At 45.4% G+C, this 15,781-nt stretch carries 12 protein-coding genes and 2 pseudogenes; 6 read left to right on the top strand and 8 right to left on the bottom strand.

From position 1 onward, the window contains the following. Window position 1: 1 nt before the first annotated feature. The 3 genes and pseudogenes from prmA to ICN38_RS02455 form a co-directional block, all read left to right on the top strand. Window positions 2-931 (top strand): annotated as a pseudogene (prmA, locus tag ICN38_RS11520) (50S ribosomal protein L11 methyltransferase); the annotation flags it as partial. Window positions 932-1,003: 72 nt separating this feature from the next. Beyond that, entirely contained in the window at window positions 1,004-1,522 is a 519-nt protein-coding gene (locus tag ICN38_RS11515; protein WP_255562694.1) for a DUF3426 domain-containing protein, read from the top strand. A gap of 47 nt (window positions 1,523-1,569) precedes the next feature. Beyond that, the gene (locus ICN38_RS02455) at window positions 1,570-2,529 is read left to right on the top strand and encodes a carbohydrate kinase family protein (RefSeq protein WP_216254610.1); all 960 of its coding nucleotides are present in this window, start codon (window positions 1,570-1,572) and stop codon (window positions 2,527-2,529) included. A gap of 223 nt (window positions 2,530-2,752) precedes the next feature. Here the strand turns inward: ICN38_RS02455 and ICN38_RS02450 are convergent, their stop codons facing one another. The 5 genes from ICN38_RS02450 to ICN38_RS02430 all read right to left on the bottom strand — a co-directional run bounded on the left by ICN38_RS02450 (window position 2,753) and on the right by ICN38_RS02430 (window position 9,491). Continuing rightward, window positions 2,753-3,022, bottom strand: coding sequence for a hypothetical protein (locus ICN38_RS02450; RefSeq protein ID WP_255562700.1), 270 nt, complete (start codon window positions 3,020-3,022; stop codon window positions 2,753-2,755). A gap of 331 nt (window positions 3,023-3,353) precedes the next feature. Further along, window positions 3,354-4,517, bottom strand: a complete 1,164-nt coding sequence (locus ICN38_RS02445; RefSeq protein ID WP_216254607.1) for a ribonucleotide-diphosphate reductase subunit beta — start codon at window positions 4,515-4,517, stop codon at window positions 3,354-3,356. 45 nt (window positions 4,518-4,562) lie between these two features. Then, on the bottom strand, window positions 4,563-7,547 hold the full coding sequence (locus tag ICN38_RS02440; RefSeq protein ID WP_216254604.1) for a ribonucleoside-diphosphate reductase subunit alpha: 2,985 nt from the start codon (window positions 7,545-7,547) through the stop codon (window positions 4,563-4,565). A gap of 273 nt (window positions 7,548-7,820) precedes the next feature. Beyond that, window positions 7,821-8,639, bottom strand: coding sequence for a 1,6-anhydro-N-acetylmuramyl-L-alanine amidase AmpD (gene ampD, locus ICN38_RS02435; protein ID WP_370624352.1), 819 nt, complete (start codon window positions 8,637-8,639; stop codon window positions 7,821-7,823). A gap of 3 nt (window positions 8,640-8,642) precedes the next feature. Beyond that, on the bottom strand, window positions 8,643-9,491 hold the full coding sequence (locus ICN38_RS02430; RefSeq protein ID WP_216254601.1) for an inner membrane protein YpjD: 849 nt from the start codon (window positions 9,489-9,491) through the stop codon (window positions 8,643-8,645). A 20-nt stretch (window positions 9,492-9,511) separates the two neighbouring features. Here ICN38_RS02430 and ffh point away from each other — a divergent pair, with 20 nt between their 5' ends. Beyond that, window positions 9,512-10,894, top strand: coding sequence for a signal recognition particle protein (gene ffh / locus ICN38_RS02425; protein WP_216254598.1), 1,383 nt, complete (start codon window positions 9,512-9,514; stop codon window positions 10,892-10,894). A 15-nt stretch (window positions 10,895-10,909) separates the two neighbouring features. Here the strand turns inward: ffh and ICN38_RS02420 are convergent, their stop codons facing one another. After that, window positions 10,910-12,652 carry a proline--tRNA ligase gene (locus ICN38_RS02420; RefSeq protein WP_216254594.1) on the bottom strand — a complete coding sequence of 581 codons (1,743 nt, stop codon included), beginning with the start codon at window positions 12,650-12,652 and terminating at the stop codon, window positions 10,910-10,912. Window positions 12,653-12,700: 48 nt separating this feature from the next. On the opposite strand from ICN38_RS02420, the gene ICN38_RS02415 reads away from it, so the two are divergent. Together ICN38_RS02415 and ICN38_RS02410 are read left to right on the top strand one after the other, a co-directional pair. Further along, window positions 12,701-13,300 (top strand): RNA pyrophosphohydrolase, encoded by a 600-nt coding sequence (locus ICN38_RS02415; protein WP_216254591.1) that lies wholly within the window; start codon window positions 12,701-12,703, stop codon window positions 13,298-13,300. After that, window positions 13,297-13,869: a CNP1-like family protein gene (locus ICN38_RS02410; RefSeq protein WP_216254589.1), complete on the top strand. Its 573-nt coding sequence runs from the start codon at window positions 13,297-13,299 to the stop codon at window positions 13,867-13,869. Before ICN38_RS02415 ends, ICN38_RS02410 begins: the two co-directional genes overlap by 4 nt. Here ICN38_RS02410 and proB read toward each other — a convergent pair. Together proB and cgtA are read right to left on the bottom strand one after the other, a co-directional pair. Then, a pseudogene (proB, locus tag ICN38_RS02405) lies at window positions 13,868-14,638 on the bottom strand (glutamate 5-kinase); the annotation flags it as partial. The gene ICN38_RS02410 and the pseudogene proB overlap by 2 nt on opposite strands. A gap of 26 nt (window positions 14,639-14,664) precedes the next feature. Continuing rightward, a complete protein-coding gene (cgtA, locus tag ICN38_RS02400) occupies window positions 14,665-15,753 on the bottom strand; it encodes an Obg family GTPase CgtA (protein ID WP_216254584.1) in 1,089 nt (362 codons plus the stop codon). Window positions 15,754-15,781 lie beyond the last annotated feature (28 nt).

Below are 15,781 nucleotides of genomic sequence, written 5' to 3'. Positions count from 1 at the left end.
CATGTCATATCGTGAGCTCGTTTTTACGGTAGTTGCTGAAACTGCCGAACCCTTAGGTGATGCACTGATTGATTTGGGTGCGCTCTCGGTTACGGTTGAAGATGCTGCTTCTGGAGGCTATGACGAGAACCCACTCTACGGAGAGCCTGGTCTTTCTCCAGAAGTTCAGGCTTGGGAGCGTTCTTTAGTAACAGCACTCTTTAATCCTGCAATGGATACTTCAGGAAGCCCTGACTTCATAGTTGAGTTACTTGCCTCTCTCAAGGAGGTAGGATTTCATCTTTCCGCGCCGGAAGAAAAAATTGTAGAAGATCAGGACTGGGTTCGCTTAACCCAAAGTCAGTTTGCGCCCATTCAAATTGGTGAGCGTATTTGGGTGGTGCCTTCTTGGCACGAAGCACCCTCTGATCCCAAGGCGATTTGTTTAGCGGTAGATCCAGGCCTCGCTTTTGGCACAGGAAGCCATCCCACCACTCACTTATGCCTGCTTTGGTTAGAACAACATCGCGGTTTACAGAACCTAAGTCTGCTTGATTACGGTTGTGGATCCGGAATTCTTGCAATTGCAGCAGCAAAACTGGGTGCTCAGCCTGTGGTTGGAACTGATATTGATCCTCAGGCTATGGTTGCAGCACGCAGTAATGCTGAGATTAACAATACTGTGATTCGTTTTGTATTGCCGAACGAAGATGCCTCAGAGTTGGCCGCTGAAACCAAATACGACATTGTGATGGCTAATATTTTGGCTAATCCATTACAAGTACTTGCGCCTGCCCTCGTGAATAAAATACGCCTTGGTGGTGAAATTGTTTTGTCAGGGGTGCTCGCACGTCAAGCAGATGAAGTCATCGCTACCTATAGCCAATGGCTCGAACTATCCGTCTGGAAGGAGAGTGAAGGCTGGGTTTGCTTACATGGCACCCTAACAGAGGGTAAGGAGCGGCCAGTTTCTACGCTGCCTCAAAAAAAAAGCCTTAAATTAATTCTGCTGGGTAGTTTTTTAATGCTGCTACTAGTCTTTGGCGAACACCTCTCAAGAAATACTTTGTTACCGGCATTAGCACCCCGCATTGATGGAACATCTTCCGCTCTTGCTGTCGGTACTTTTTCAGTGCTCAACACTGTTGATCAAAAATTATGTGTCGCACTGGGCTGCATTAATCGCCCTGTAAGCGATTTTGCTGCATGGAAAATAACTTCAGCCACACTTACACCTGAAAACGCGCGAGAAGGGCTTAAAAACGCTCCAAATCAATCTTTACTCCAAGTTGAAATACAAAATCGTCTTGCAATCGCAGTTTTATTACCTAATTTAGAAATTTCACTTACAGATGCAGATGAATCTGAACTGAAATCGATACAGCTCACACCAAAAGAATGGTTGCCAAATGCTTGGCAAGAATCGCACCCCAATTTTTCAACCAAGGGCGCTCCTTCTGGGGAAGTCTTTCAAACCCAATTGTCAGTATCTCTGCCAGCAAATACTGCAGGGTATCGCGTGCGCATTCTTTATCCTCAATAATTCTCCAATCCAATCTTTAACCCACTACCCCTTACAGAAAGTAATTTATGGCCAGCTTGATTTGCGGTTCTATCGCCTACGACACCATCATGAACTTTGAAGGCAAATTTGCCGATCAAATCTTGCCTGAGCAGATTCATATTCTGAATGTGGCTTTTTTAGTTCCCACCATGCGTCGAGAATTCGGTGGCTGCGCTGGCAATATTGCCTATAACCTGAATCTTTTGGGTGGTGACCCGATCATCATGGCAACCGTTGGTGGTGATGCAGTTCCTTACATGGATCGTCTCAAGCAACTGAAGATTGATGCGAGTCACATTCGTCAAATTAATCACGCATTTACAGCGCAAGCCATGATTACAACCGATCAAGCAAATAACCAAATCACGGCATTTCATCCAGGAGCCATGGATGAGTCACACCTGAATCAAGTCTCTGAAGTAGTAGCGGAGCGTAGCAAAAACGCAAAAGGCGCCGCCAAGTTTGGCATCGTTGCACCTGATGGTCGTCAAGGAATGTGGGAGCACTGCCACCAACTTGCAGAGGCAGGCATTCCATTTGTATTCGATCCAGGTCAAGGATTGCCAATGTTCAATGGCCCTGAATTACTAGAATTAGTTGATATTGCTAGTTATTTGGCAGTCAATGACTATGAAGGTGAGATGCTTTCCCAAAGAACTGGCTTAAGCCTTGCTAAAGTTGCGGAACACGTTAAGGCATTGATCGTTACAAAAGGTGCTGAAGGTGCTGATATTTACGTTGAAGGTAAATGTATTTCTATTCCGCCAGTACCAGCAGCAAAAGTGATTGATCCTACCGGCTGTGGGGATGCATTTCGAGGTGGCCTACTCTTTGGATTAGAAAATGGCATGGATTGGGAAACTACTGGTCGCTTAGCGAGTTTGATGGGATCAATCAAAATTACCCATCAAGGTCCACAAAATCATCAATTCAGTAAAGATGAGATAGGCAATCAATTTAAATCAGCCTTTGGTTTTAGTCTCTAAACGCCACCTCTGAGTCTGGGCTACTTAGAGCCTCTCGGGGAAAAGAGGTAATAAAAAAGGGGTCTCGTGAGAGACCCCTTTGAGTAACACCCGTCTGATTAAGGACGTGTGCCAGTTGGGAAGGGCCAAGCAGCAGCTGGATTCAACGCACTAGTCGCTGGTGCAGCTTTCTTAGCCGCGGGCTTTTTTACAGCAGAGCCCGTTTTCTTCGCAGCAGGCTTACTTACTTTTTTTTTGCTACGCGCTTCTTAGCGGCAGCTTTTTTAGCAGCTGGACGCTTCTTAGCAGCAGGACGCTTCTTAGCGGCTGGCTTTTTAGCGGCAGCTTTTTTAGCAGCTGGACGCTTCTTAGCAGCAGGACGCTTTTTAGCAGCTGGACGCTTTTTAGCAGCTGGCTTCTTCTTAGCTACTTTTTTAGCAGCTGGTTTCTTAGCAGCTACTTTTTTCTTAGCAGCTGGTTTTTTTGCAGCAGGTTTTTTCTTGGCGATTGCCATAGTCATGCTCCTTCACGTGAGGATTAGTACAAACTACCGATTAAGAAGACCCGACCACTCATTTCCGCCTGGTTTTGCAACCGATTGGATCTGACGAGCGAGCCATTCATCGGCGCGCGGCTTGATGCTAAGTGCTGCACGCTAATGAATCCTGGAAAAAAAGCCGTGGTCCCAAAGGACGACGGCTTCTTAAATGTGCTGGAAAAAATAGAGAGAGTAGCCCAGACACCCTTGAACAAGGGTTTTCGGATTTGAGTCTTGTTTTGCTGACTTTTAAAACTATCCAACCGTCTAATCTCCTATTAACCGGCTATACGCTTATATATTACTACTACTCCCAACTAAGCGCACCACCAGTTTGATACTCAATAACGCGTGTCTCAAAAAAGTTTCTTTCTTTCTTAAGATCAATCATTTCTGACATCCATGGAAATGGATTCTCTTCATTTGGGAACATTGCGTCAAGTCCTATTTGCAAACATCTGCGATTACAGATGTATCTTAGGTATCCTTTGAACATCGGCGCGTTCAATCCGAGCACTCCTCGAGGCATCGTATCTTCGGCATAACGGTACTCTAATTCGACCGCTTTTTCGAAGATCGCTTTGATCTCATCTTTGAACTCGGAAGTCCATAACTCCGGGTTCTCCAGCTTGATTTGATTAATTAAATCGATGCCAAAATTGCAGTGCATAGACTCATCACGAAGGATGTATTGATACTGCTCAGCAGCGCCCGTCATTTTGTTTTGGCGACCCATTGCAAGTATTTGCGTAAAACCAACATAAAAGAACAAACCTTCCATTACGCAAGCAAAAACAATCAGCGAACGAAGTAATTTTTGATCAGCTTCTAATGTGCCAGTCTTGAAATTTGGGTCAGTTAATACATCGATAAAGGGAATTAAGAACTGATCTTTGGCACGAATTGACTCAATCTCGTTGTAGGCATTAAAGATTTCGGACTGATCTAAGCCCAAAGATTCCACAATATATTGATAGGCGTGGGTATGAATTGCCTCCTCAAAAGCTTGACGCAATAGGTATTGGCGGCATTCTGGGGCAGTAATGTGGCGGTAAGTTCCCAAAACAATATTGTTTGCAGCCAAAGAATCTGCTGTGGTGAAGAAACCAAGATTGCGTTTAATAATGCGACGCTCATCTTCAGTTAAGCCGTTTGGATCTTTCCAAAGCGCGATATCGCGGTTCATATTGATCTCTTGCGGCATCCAATGGTTTGCGCAGCCAGCTAAATACTTCTCCCAAGCCCACTTATATTTAAATGGAACTAACTGATTAACATCAGTCTTGGCATTAATGACACGCTTATCAGCAGCGTTCACACGCAGGGCTGCGCCACCAGATAAATTGGCAGCTGCTACTGGAGTGGGTGCCACTTGATCTGGCTGTGGACGTTGTGGCTCCACTGCAACCGGCTGCGGTGCAATACCAGCTTTTGCTAGTGCTGGAGCAACTTCCTCTTCCCAATTCAACATAACTTTCTCCTAAATTCTTTTAGTTCTAACCAATCAGCAAATCGCTTATTGGCACGCTTCACATTCTTCAAAGCCATCATCACCCGGGCGCATAGTACAAACTGGGCCATCTGCTTCAATGCCACCAGCAGCACTTGCTGCAGCTGCAGCATCTGTGCCATTAACACCACCACCACTAGAAACTGAGTTCAATTGACCGCTAGTAACGGTTGATTTCTCAACGTGAGTAGCAGCCATCGTGCGGAGGTAATAGGTAGTCTTCAAACCACGCAACCAAGCCAATTTGTAAGTGTCATCCAATTTCTTACCAGATGCGCCACCCATATAAATATTCAAAGACTGCGCTTGGTCAATCCACTTCTGACGACGAGAAGCTGCCTCAACCAACCAAGTTGGCTCAACTTCGAAAGCGGTAGCGTACAAATCACGCAAATCTTGCGGAATGCGATCGATCTTAGACAAAGTACCGTCAAAGTACTTCAAATCGGCAATCATGACTTCATCCCATAGACCGCGATCTTTCAAATCACGTACCAAGTACTCATTAACAACCGTGAATTCACCTGAAAGATTCGATTTCACAAACAAATTCTGGAATGTTGGCTCGATACAAGCAGAGACACCAATGATGTTTGAAATCGTTGCTGTTGGCGCGATAGCCACGCAATTGGAATTACGCATGCCATGCTGGTTAATACGGGCACGTAAACCACTCCAATCCATCTGGGAGGAGTTATCCACCTCAACATAACCGCCGCGCTCAGCAGCCAGCATTGCTACTGAATCTTGCGGGAGAATACCGCGATCCCATAAAGAACCTTTATAGGTGCTGTATACGCCGCGCTCTTCAGCCAATTCGCATGAAGCTTGGTAAGCGTAGTAACAAACCGCTTCCATTGAAGAATCTGCGAACTGGACTGCCTCATCGCTAGCATAAGGAATACGCTGCATATGCAAGCAATCCTGGAAGCCCATGATGCCCATACCAACTGGACGGTGCTTTAAGTTCGAATTGCGTGCTTTAGCTACTGCGTAATAGTTGATATCAATCACGTTATCTAACATACGCATTGCAGTACGCACAGTTTTTTGGAGCTTCTCGTGATCCAAAATCATCTTGCCATTAGCATCTGTAGTCATGTGAGCCGTTAAGTTCACAGAACCGAGGTTACATACAGCGATCTCACTCTCATTGGTATTGAGAGTGATCTCAGTACACAAGTTAGAAGAGTGAACAACGCCAATATGCTGTTGTGGGCTACGAATATTGCATGGGTCTTTGAAAGTGATCCATGGGTGGCCAGTTTCAAACAACATGCCCAACATCTTGCGCCACAACTGTTGTGCCGGAATTCTACGGAATGGCTTTAACTCGCCACGATCCGCTTTTTGCTCATAAGCAACATAAGCCTCTTCAAATGCTTTGCCGTACTTGTCATGTAAATCAGGCGTATTAGAAGGTGAGAACAGAGTCCAATCACCATTCTCCATGACGCGCTTCATGAACAAGTCAGGAATCCAGTTAGAGGTATTCATATCATGAGTGCGGCGGCGATCATCGCCAGTGTTCTTGCGCAACTCAAGGAACTCTTCGATATCTAAGTGCCATGTTTCCAAGTAGGCACAAACTGCGCCTTTACGCTTACCACCTTGGTTCACAGCAACTGCCGTGTCGTTCACAACTTTGAGGAATGGCACGACACCTTGTGATTTTCCATTGGTGCCTTTGATATGACTACCTAGGGCGCGAACGTTAGTCCAGTCATTACCTAATCCACCAGCAAATTTAGACAACAAAGCATTTTCTTTTAAGGCTTCATAGATGCCATCAAGGTCATCATCCACAGTCGTCAAGTAGCAGCTGGAGAGCTGTGGACGGGTTGTTGCTGAGTTAAACAAAGTTGGAGTGCTGGACATGAAATCAAATGTAGAAAGGATTTCATAGAACTCAATGGCACGACGCTCACGGTCCATCTCGTTTAAGGATAAGCCCATCGCAACGCGCATAAAGAATGCTTGTGGCATTTCAATACGACGGTCTTCAATATGCAAGAAATAACGATCATACAGAGTCTGTAAACCAAGATAATTGAACTGCAGGTCACGGCTCGCATTGAGAGCAGCAGCCAACCTTGGCAAATCAAACTCACGCATACGTGGATCTAACAACTCTGCAGAAATACCTTCATTGATGTACTTAGCAAAGTAAGTGCTGTACTCAGCTTGCATATCGCCTTGCAATACTTCATGGCCTAAAATTTCTTTACGGATTACATGCATCAAGATTCGTGCTGTCACCTGGCTATATGCAGGATCTTTTTCGATCAATGTGCGGGAAGCCAAGATAGCTGAGTCATATACCTGAGCCATTGGTACGCCATCGTACAAATTCTTAATCGTTTCAGTGATGATTGGTGTGGCATCAATGTGATTGCCCAAGCCTTCACATGCAGCTTCAATTACAGTGCGCAATGCACCCATATCCAACCACTGCTCAACACCATTGTCGGTTACTTTGATACCAGCTTCACCAACTTGATTAGCGCTTTGTGTCTGTTGTGAAACTTCCTGTTGAGCAGCACGCTCTTGGTTACGCTTCTCACGGTACAACACATATGCACGGGCAACGTTGTGCTCGCCACTGCGCATTAATGCCAACTCAACTTGGTCCTGAATATCTTCGATATGAAAAGTACCGCCATTAGGACGGCTACGCAACAAAGCACGAATGACAGAATTGGTTAATTGCTCAACTTGCTCACGCACACGCGCAGAAGCAGCACCTTGACCACCATTTACCGCTAAAAATGCTTTTGTTACGGCAATGGCAATTTTGGAAGGCTCAAAAGCCACTACCGAGCCATTACGGCGAATAATTTTGTAATCAGACAATTGAATTGACTGAGTACCACCAACACCACCAGCTACAAAGCCAGCAGAAGGAGCTTGATTAATGGCTCCTACAGGACTCATTCCTGGATTACTAGCACCAGAAGATTGGCCTGCTGTTTGTGGATTAGCGTATGTCATGTTGCTCCCGCATTTATATAGTTATTTGGACAAAATATCGTTAAAAAACAATGGTGTATTGCGAGATTCAAACACTACATCTAGTGTTCCGAAGCGCATAAGGCACTAAGTATAGGGAAATATTCAAGATTTGGTAAGCTTTTTCTGACGAATATTTATAAGTACTTTTACTAATTTGCACACTTATTTTGGAGTCATTTTGGTGCTTATTTTCAAACCCTTGTTAACTAAAGGCTGAAAAAGTGAGCATACGCTCACATAGCAATATTAGCCCTAGCGGGAATTCAGTCCGAAGGGCAATTTTTCCGACGCAAGACCTGTCTCTTTTTGGAACTTTTTCCAATCAAAGAATTTTCCTGGGTCTGTTTTTCGATCTGGTGCGATGTCGCTATGACCAGCAAATTGCAAGTGAGGATACGACTTGCTCAATTCTTGAACAAGATTTGCCAATACTTTGTATTGCGCACTCTCAAATGGAGTGTCGCCATCACCCTCTAGCTCAATCCCAATTGAAAAATCATTACATCTTTCTCTACCTAAAAATGAAGAGGCGCCAGCATGCCAAGCCTTATTTTGAGTAGAAACAAATTGAATCAATTGGCCTGTACGGGCAATCAAAAAATGACTCGATACTTTTTGTGACCCAATTTCTTCAAAATAGGGATGTGTAGCGGGATTTAAATTATTTTGAAAAAAATCAATAACGTATTGACTGGAGGCAGAACTCTTAAAACCTCCGGGAGGAAGGCTAATGTGATGCACAACGATCAAATCTGGCGTTGCGCCTTCAGGCCTACTGTCTTGATTAGGAGAAATTCTCCAAATTGCATTTCCTAACCAACCTTGATCATCTAGAGCTTCCAGATGCTGTTGGGAACAATAAAAACGATCTTCCTTAGTCAGTGAATCTGATTTTGGTAGGTGCACTTTGCAATACTGACATAAGACCATTGCTTCAGCCTTAGCTACCACCTTAGCCTTGCTGGGTTTTGGCTTAGAGGCACCTTTACTTTCAGTCTTGATCCGTTTCTGAGATTTAAACCAAAGATAAAATAAGACAATGCCCGCAGACAAGAGAAGCCACTTAAGCACAGATCAAGCTCTCTGAAGAATAACTTCCAGCACAAACCGGCTGCCAACATATGCAAGTAATAAAACAACGTAGGCACTTAATACCCAACGAATTGCCGCCCAACCACGTAAACCTACTGAGCGCCGGGCTATGAGTAAACCAGCAAACAAGATCCAAGAGATGAGTGCAAAAATAGTTTTATGGTCAAACATAAAAGGCTTGCCAAATAAAACTTGTGAGAATAAAAGCCCTGAGAAAACGGTCAGCGTTAATAGTGCAAAACCAACATAGATCAAATTGAACAGCAGACCTTCCATCGTCATCAGTGGCGGCAAATCTTCTAACCAATGCGCAAGACGACTATTAGGAACAATCGCTAATTGACGATGTAAGGCGCGGTCATAAACACTCATCAACATAGCCTGCATCGCCGCTAGACTTAATAAACCCACTGAAAAAGTGGCCACAATAAAATGTGCCTTAAACCAGGGATCTGAAACAGCCACTGGAGAAATTAATACTCCTGGGAAAAAGATTGGGAGCACAGAACAAAATAAAGCGAATAAGATTGACATCCAAAGCAAGCTAGCGATTGGTAAAAACCAGGATTGAAACCAATAAAATGCTAGACCTACCCAGGCAATCAGAGATAAGTCCTGAGCAAACCCAAAGATGAAACCTTCGGGTGTAAAGACCGAATCATGCAAATCAAAGCCATGAATTATCAAAATGATAAAAATACAGGCCTGGACAAGCCCTGCAGAGCGGGCAGATTCCTTACCAATCCTCGCTCTCTGACTCAAAAAAAGCAGTAAAAGTAAATAAAGGGCTGGGGTAAGCCAGTCGAAACCTGAGTAACCTAAAATATCCATCTAGAAAGTCTAATCCATAAATGCTAGAGAACCTCACCGATCGCTTATCGCGCGTTGTTAAAACAATGCGTGGGCAAGCCCGCCTTACCGAAAGCAATACCGCAGAAATGCTGCGGGAGATCCGCTTAGCCTTATTGGAGGCTGATGTGGCCCTGCCCGTGGTCAAATCCCTTCTAGAGCAAATTAAATTTAAAGCCCTTGGCGAGGAAGTGGTTGGCAGTCTCAGCCCTGGTCAAGCATTGGTTGGCGTAGTCCAAAAAGAGCTTGCCCAAGTCATGCGGGGTGATACCAATCAAAGTGGCGAACTTAACCTGGCAACCCAACCTCCTGCAGTCATCCTCATGGCTGGCCTTCAGGGCGCGGGTAAAACAACCTCAGTAGGTAAGTTGGCCAAGTGGTTGCAAGAGAAAAAGAAGAAGAAAGTACTCACGGTCTCTTGTGACGTCTATCGCCCTGCTGCTATCGAGCAATTAGAAACAGTTAGCAAACAAGTTGGGGCTGAGTTTTTTCCAAGCAATATCAACCAAAAACCAAACGACATTGCGCTTGCAGCCTTGGACTGGGCACGCCGTCATTACTTTGATGTGGTGCTGGTAGATACCGCTGGACGCTTAGGTATTGATGAAGTCCTGATGCAAGAAATTAAAACCTTGCACGCTAGTCTGCATCCAATAGAAACCTTGTTTGTGGTTGACGCCATGCTGGGTCAAGACGCAGTCAACACTGCTAAAGCTTTCCACGAAGCGCTGCCATTAACCGGCGTCATCCTCACCAAGTTAGATGGTGACTCACGCGGTGGCGCTGCACTTTCTGTTCGTCAAGTAACCGGCGTCCCTCTCAAGTTTATTGGCGTTGCTGAAAAGATGGATGGCCTAGAGGCCTTTGATGCAGAACGCATGGCCAATCGTATTCTGGGCATGGGCGACATTTTGGCATTGGTCGAGCAAGCACAACAACATGTAGATGTTGCACAAGCAGAAAAGCTGGCGACAAAAATTTCTAAAGGTGGGTTTGATCTGGGAGACTTCCGCGATCAACTATTGCAAATGCAAAAGATGGGTGGCATGGCCAGCCTGATGGATAAGATGCCAAGTCACGTTGCTCAAGCAGCTTCAAAAACAAACCTTAGTCACGCCGATAAACAAACTAAACGGATGCGCGGCATCATTGATAGTATGACTCCGCGAGAGCGCAGCAAACCAGAACTACTCAAGGCAAGTCGTAAGCGTCGGATTGCTGCTGGTGCTGGCGTTGAAGTGCAAGAGGTCAATCGCCTCTTAGCTCAGTTTGAGCAAATGCAAACCATGATGAAACAATTCAAAGGCGGAAAGATGGCCCGCACCATGGCGACAATGGCTGCTAAAGGTGCAGCCAAAGGTATTGGCGGACTATTTAAAAAATAGCAGTGAAGTACAGAACTAAGAAACTAATTTCTTAGCTTCTGCAACTGAAGTAATGACTTTTGCTTTGATATCGGCTAGTGGAATATTTTGCGACTCTTCGTCAGTGCGTCCTTTAAATTCCACGACAGAGTCTGCTAAACCCCGGTCACCAATCACAACGCGGAATGGTGCACCAATCAACTCCCAATCAGCAAACATCGCTCCAGGACGTTCGCCACGATCATCCAAAATAACGTCTATCCCAGCGGCAATGAGTTCACCATAGAGTTGATCTGCTGTTGCCTTAACAAGCTCTGATCTGTCGTAATTCATAGGGCAAATCACTACCTCGAAAGGTGCCATTGAAATCGGCCAAATAATGCCACGCTCATCGTGACCTTGCTCAATTGCAGCCCCCAGCAAGCGCGTTACACCGATACCATAACAACCCATCACCATAGGCTGTGCTTTGCCCTGCTGATCTAAATAGGTACACCCCATCGCCTCTGAATAACGAGTGCCTAACTGAAATACATGACCCACCTCAATTCCACGGCAGATATCTACTACGCCTTTGCCATCTGGTGATGGATCGCCAATTGCAGCGTTACGAATATCTAAGACCAAAGGCTCTGGTAAATCGCGGCCCCAATTTACACCTTTTAAATGATGTCCCGCATCGTTCGCACCGCAGACGAAATCTGACATATTGATCACCGTACGATCAGCTACTACCATAACATCAGCGCTCACACCTACTGGACCCAAGTAGCCCGCTGGTGCTGTACATGCTTGCAAGATTTCAGCTTCAGTAGCAAAACGGGATTCAGCCATGCCAGGAATCTTGCTTGCCTTCACTTCATTTAAATCATGATCACCACGCACCAACAACATGAAGAGTTTTGCTGGGCCTTTTTCTTGATCTGCAGCAAACAATAAAGACTTCACAGTACTTTCAAGCGGTACATTTAAAAACTTTGCAACATCAGCGCAATTCGTTTTATCTGGTGTCGGCACTTTAGCCATGGCCGCAGTAGCTGCTGCTCTTACGGCGATCAAAGCCAAGGATTCTGCCGCCTCCAAGTTGGCTGCATAATCAGAATTTGGGCAATATACAATCGCGTCTTCACCAGTATCGGCAATCACATGAAACTCTTGACTGCCCGACCCTCCAATCGCGCCGTTATCGGCAGTCACAGCACGGAACTTCAAACCCATACGATTGAAAATTCTGGTGTAAGCATCGAACATGATTTGATAAGACTTCTTCAAACCATCGGTGTCACGATCAAATGAGTAAGCATCTTTCATACTGAACTCACGACCACGCATGATGCCAAAACGAGGGCGGCGCTCATCACGAAATTTTGTTTGAATTTGATAAAAATTGATTGGGAGCTGTTTATAGCTCTTGATTTCATTGCGAGCTAAATCAGTGATTACCTCTTCTGAAGTTGGCTGAATCAAAAAGTCGCGATCATGACGATCTTTGATGCGCAGTAATTCAGGGCCCATCTTTTCCCAGCGACCTGTTTCTTGCCACAACTCAGCTGGCTGAATCATCGGCATTAACAATTCAATAGCGCCAGCGCGGTTCATTTCTTCGCGAATAATATTTTCTACCTTGCGAATGACTTTTAAACCCAGAGGCAGATAGTTGTAAATGCCTGCACTGAGCTTACGAATTAAACCTGCGCGCACCATGAGCTTGTGCGAAACCACCTCAGCGTCTGAAGGGGCTTCTTTTAGCGTGGCGAGAAATGATTGTGAAGCTTTCATGTATGGATATAATCAAATCATTGATTTTAAAGGATTTGAGGCACGATCATGCTTGACCGTGAAGGGTATCGCCCCAATGTCGGCATTGTCCTCCTCAACGCCCGTAACGAGGTTTTCTGGGGAAAACGCGTCGGGCAGCATTCGTGGCAGTTCCCGCAGGGCGGGATACAACATGGTGAGAGCCCCGAGCAGGCCATGTATCGCGAATTGCATGAAGAGGTTGGCTTGCTACCAGAACATGTCCAAATTATTGGGCGAACTAGGGATTGGCTTCGTTATGACGTCCCTGAGGAGTTCTTGCGCCGTCAACATGCCACCCGCATACACCGTGCCGCCTACCGTGGGCAAAAGCAAATTTGGTTTTTACTGCGATTAGTGGGCCTAGATAGCGATATTCAATTACGCGCCTCTGAACATCCTGAATTTGATGCTTGGCGATGGGTTCCCTTCTGGATTCAGCTTGATGGTGTCATTGATTTCAAAAGAGAGGTTTATCAACTTGCCCTTTCTGAGTTAGCACGCTACCTTGCCCGCGGAATTCGTATGCAACAACTTGCCTGGGGTACCCCTCTTGACCTCATCCAGTCTTTTTATTCAAATAATGAAGAGACCCCTAAAGAAACTGACACGGATCACAATTCAAAATGATGCTATCCACCCAGCATTTTTGCTCCTATCTTGCCAGCGTGGTTCTTTTCACGAGTGTTGCAGGCTGTGCGGGTGATGCGCTTCAGAGCGGTCTCGATCCATTTGCCCCCATGGTATTTAAGGAAGGCGTCACTGTAATGCCGCTTAATCCACCGAATCAATCTACGCTTACGCCCTTTTACGTATCTCAAACGACTGTTTTCAAATTTGCTATTGATCTAGACTCAATTTTGATTGGGGCTGATGGCGTTACTCGCTACACCGTCGTCATCATCAATCCTAGTGGCGGTCAGCAAGCTCAATACGAAGGAATTCGTTGTGATTCTTCTCAAGCGCGTATTTACGGTAATTATTACAGTACGGGTTGGAAAGAAAATCCACTCTCAAGCTGGAAGGTGATACAAAGCGCTATAGCCAATCGTTATCAAGCTGCCTTGGCTCAAGGAGCATTTTGTAATATTGACATGCAGGAAAAAAATATTGAGACCATTTTGAAGTCCCTCAATCCAAAAGGCTTTACGGGACAGAATAAGCCTAGTAACTCAATGGGCGTCATTATTGGTTATTAAGCAAAGTTCCAATACTTTCCCCGCTTAACAAGCGGGTAAGCACATTAGGCTCATGCCCTGAAGCAATTACAGTAGAAGCACCTGTTTTAGCAGCAATCTTTGCAGCTAACACTTTAGTCAACATCCCGCCCTTACTCAGTTCACTAGCAGCACCACCTGCCATTTTCTCCAGAGCAGGATCGCCTGCAATAGCATGCGTTAATAAGGTTGCGGTAGCATCTTGACGCGGATCTGCATTATATAAACCACCCTGATCTGTCAAAATGATCAACAAGTCGGCATGGATTAAATTCGTTACTAAAGCAGCTAAGCTGTCGTTATCACCGAATTTAATCTCATCGGTCACAACAGTATCATTCTCATTAATAATGGGCACAACACCCAACTTCAACAGAGTATCGAGCGTAGCCTTTGCATTGGTATTGCGCTCTTCATGAGCCAAATCTGCATTGGTCAACAGAATCTGGGCTGTACGCAAATTAAACCGAGCAAAGCAGCTTTCATAAACCTGCACTAAGCCCATTTGGCCGACAGCAGCAGCTGCCTGGAGTTGATGAATATCTTGGGGGCGCTTGGTCCAGCCTAAGCGTTGCATACCCTCAGAAATCGCACCCGAACTGACCATGAGCACTTCATAGCCAGACTTTAGTAGTGAGGCCATTTGGTTGGCCCATAGCGCAATCGCAGCATGGTCCAAACCTTCACCATTATTAGTCACTAGGCTAGAGCCAACTTTGATAACAATTCGTTTTACTTTTTGTACGTTCATATCAATAAAACATCTCTAATATGTATTTAATCTGGGGCTTTATCTTCGGCCTGATCTTGGTAGCGAGGATCGGCTAAGCGCTCCTCAGCATCATCTCGATCGCGACGAACAGAATCCAAATAATCTTGTAATGAATAACAGAGTTTGTCACAGCCAAGGCCAGTTAAAGCAGAGATCTCAAATACAGGACCTTTCCACTTGAACTTTTTCACAAAATCAGCAACTACTTTTTTGCGATCCTCTTCGGGAATCATATCGACCTTATTGAGAACTAACCAACGTGGTTTCTCAACCAAGGCTTCATCATATTTACGAAGCTCATTCACAATCGCAGTGGCGTCTGCAACTGGATCAATATTTTCATCAAACGGTGCAATATCTACAAGATGCAAAAGAACGCCTGTACGCTGTAAGTGCCGCAAGAAACGATGCCCCAAACCAGCACCTTCTGCCGCTCCTTCAATCAAACCGGGAATATCGGCAATTACAAAGCTACGCTCATTGCCAACACGTACTACCCCAAGATTGGGGTGCAAGGTTGTGAAGGGGTAGTCAGCAATCTTTGGACGTGCATTTGAGACTGCGGTAATCAAAGTAGATTTACCAGCATTGGGCATACCCAATAATCCCACATCAGCTAATACCTTGAGTTCTAATTTCAGCTTACGACGCTCACCTGGCTTACCATTCGTCTTCTGACGTGGCGCACGATTGGTACTGCTCTTGAAGTGAATATTGCCCCAGCCGCCCACGCCGCCCTGGGCTAAACATAGGCGTTCGCCATGGGTTGTCAAGTCAGCAATTGGCTCACCAGTATCAAAGTCAGCAATGATAGTGCCAACTGGCATACGCAACTCAATATCATCGCCTGCACGACCATAACAGTCTGCGCCACGACCTGGTTCACCATTTTTAGCGGTATGTGTTTTTGCGTAGCGATAATCAATCAGGGTATTGATGTTGCGATCAGCAATAGCCCAGACGCTTCCGCCTTTGCCACCATCACCACCATCAGGACCGCCAAATTCAATAAACTTTTCGCGGCGCATAGAGGCACTTCCGGCGCCACCTTGGCCGGCTATGACTTCAATACGAGCTTCGTCTATAAATTTCATGAATAAAAAAGGCCTCGCTTAGCGAGGC

This window comes from Polynucleobacter sp. AP-Melu-500A-A1, assembly GCF_018882125.1.
GTDB lineage: Bacteria > Pseudomonadota > Gammaproteobacteria > Burkholderiales > Burkholderiaceae > Polynucleobacter.
This window is presented reverse-complemented; position numbering and strand designations above follow the sequence as displayed.

Excerpts from the sequence above, each read along its gene's own strand:
- ICN38_RS02445 (WP_216254607.1), bottom strand. The coding sequence starts at position 4,517 with ATGTTGAATTGGGAAGAGGAAGTTGCTCCAGCACTAGCAAAAGCTGGT.
- ICN38_RS02450 (WP_255562700.1), bottom strand. The coding sequence starts at position 3,022 with ATGGCAATCGCCAAGAAAAAACCTGCTGCAAAAAAACCAGCTGCTAAG.
- cgtA (WP_216254584.1), bottom strand. The coding sequence starts at position 15,753 with ATGAAATTTATAGACGAAGCTCGTATTGAAGTCATAGCCGGCCAAGGT.
- ICN38_RS02430 (WP_216254601.1), bottom strand. The coding sequence starts at position 9,491 with ATGGATATTTTAGGTTACTCAGGTTTCGACTGGCTTACCCCAGCCCTT.
- ICN38_RS11515 (WP_255562694.1), top strand. The coding sequence starts at position 1,004 with ATGCTGCTACTAGTCTTTGGCGAACACCTCTCAAGAAATACTTTGTTA.
- ICN38_RS02455 (WP_216254610.1), top strand. The coding sequence starts at position 1,570 with ATGGCCAGCTTGATTTGCGGTTCTATCGCCTACGACACCATCATGAAC.
- ICN38_RS02440 (WP_216254604.1), bottom strand. The coding sequence starts at position 7,547 with ATGACATACGCTAATCCACAAACAGCAGGCCAATCTTCTGGTGCTAGT.
- ICN38_RS02410 (WP_216254589.1), top strand. The coding sequence starts at position 13,297 with ATGATGCTATCCACCCAGCATTTTTGCTCCTATCTTGCCAGCGTGGTT.
- ffh (WP_216254598.1), top strand. The coding sequence starts at position 9,512 with ATGCTAGAGAACCTCACCGATCGCTTATCGCGCGTTGTTAAAACAATG.
- ICN38_RS02420 (WP_216254594.1), bottom strand. The coding sequence starts at position 12,652 with ATGAAAGCTTCACAATCATTTCTCGCCACGCTAAAAGAAGCCCCTTCA.
- ICN38_RS02415 (WP_216254591.1), top strand. The coding sequence starts at position 12,701 with ATGCTTGACCGTGAAGGGTATCGCCCCAATGTCGGCATTGTCCTCCTC.